This is a genomic window from Paraburkholderia franconis (assembly GCF_009362735.1).
Lineage (GTDB): Bacteria > Pseudomonadota > Gammaproteobacteria > Burkholderiales > Burkholderiaceae > Paraburkholderia > Paraburkholderia franconis.
The window spans coordinates 1-1634 of the sequence record NZ_WHNP01000207.1; the positions used below are offsets into that span (position 1 = coordinate 1).

At 63.6% G+C, this 1634-nt stretch carries 1 protein-coding gene; it reads right to left on the reverse strand.

Annotated features, from left to right (window positions below; all coding sequences use genetic code 11):
- Nucleotides 1–1634: hypothetical protein (locus tag GCT13_RS47610; protein WP_227747411.1), on the reverse strand; the 1634-nt coding region annotated here is incomplete at both ends.

Below are 1634 nucleotides of genomic sequence, written 5' to 3' on the forward strand. Positions count from 1 at the left end.
ATCTTCGTCACGTTGCCCGACGTACCCGGATTGTCGACCTGCAGCGAATAGCCGGTCGAATACGTCTGGCTGTACGTGCCATTGCTCGTCGGCCACTGGCTGTTGCTGTGCGCCCATGCGGCCGTCACGACCTTGCCGTCGCCGAGCTGCTGGAAGGCATACGCGAACGTACCCCCCGGCGTGCCCTTGACGCGGCCCAGCGTGTTCGTGCCGTCGAGCACGCGGGTCATCGTTGCGAAGGCCATCGCTTCAGGCTTCGGCGACAGATTCGACGCACCGAACGCGCCCTGCGCGTTGTTCAGGTCGAAGAACGAACCGTAGCCCACTTCGCCCGGATAGTCGGGGCCGAAGAACAGCGTCGTCACCTGCGCGCCGCCGCCCAGCACGATGATGTGCGAGCGAACACCAACGGCRGCATGTGCGAACAGCTGATTCTGCGAAGGRGTCGTCGGGCCGTAGTTGATGCCCGGGTCGTAGCTCGTGCCCGCTTCCGTGAAGAACAGCTTCATGTTCGGCTTGCCGGCCTGCATCACCGAGCGCAACTGGATCATCTGGTTGTCGAGCGCGTTGGCCTGGTTCGCCGGATCGGGATCCGAGTCCTGCAGTTCAGGCGGATGCGCCGGGAACGTACCCGCGTTCCAGTAGCCGTGCGTCGAAACCGCGTCGATGTAATTCCACAGTCCGAGCGCGCCGAACTTCTTCAGATAGCCCGTCGTACACGTATCGCAATTGGAGGCGAACGGATTGCCCGTGCCCATCACGATCGCGTTCGGATCGGTCGAGTGGATGCCCTGATAGGCGGCCTTGTACATTGCGACAAAGTTCGCGTCGCTATCGGCCCAGCCGAGGCTCGGCTCCCACGTCACCTGATAGTAGTTGTTCTGCTGCTTCGGATAGTTCGCCGCGCGGATCAGGCTCGTGTCGGTACCGACCTTCGCCATGAAGCTCTGGAATTCACCGAGGTCTTTCGGCGCGTAGTAGCTGTCGGTGAACTGCCCCGTCTTCGAATTCCATGCGGGGATACCGTCAAGACGCACGATGCGCATCTGGTCGGGGTTGTTCTTGTAGAACGGATCGAGGTCGCTCACGTTCGGCGTGTACGAGTTCGGACCGTTGGGCTCCATCGCCGACTGCTGACGGTCGTCGATCGTCCACGAGATGCCGAGCGCGTGCAGCGCGGCGATATTGCCGTTGAAGCCCTGCATGCCGAAGCGATGCTGATCCTGATGCGCGTAGTTCACGGTGCCGAGCACAGGCGCGAGGTTCGGCAGCACGCCGAACGTCGCAATGCCCGTCGGACGCGTGCCGCTGTGCGGCAGCGTGCCGCCGTTCGCGCGCAGCGTGGCCGTGAGCGCGCCGTAGCCCGACCACGTCGACGTACAGGAGATCGTGTTGGTCTGCACGCCGGCGTTCACGGGGAAGCTACCCTGCGTCTTGATCGCGCCATTCGAATCGGCAATCGACCACACCACGGTATCCGCGTTCGGCGCGTTCGTCGTGATCGCGAGCTTGAACGGCGTGTTGTTCTGAAATACGCGCAGGCCGTCGCTCGTCGGCGTGTCGGCCGTGATCAGGCCGTTCGGCGTGCCGCCCGCCTGTTGCGTTGCCGTGCCGCACGAAAGCGTCGAGCTGCC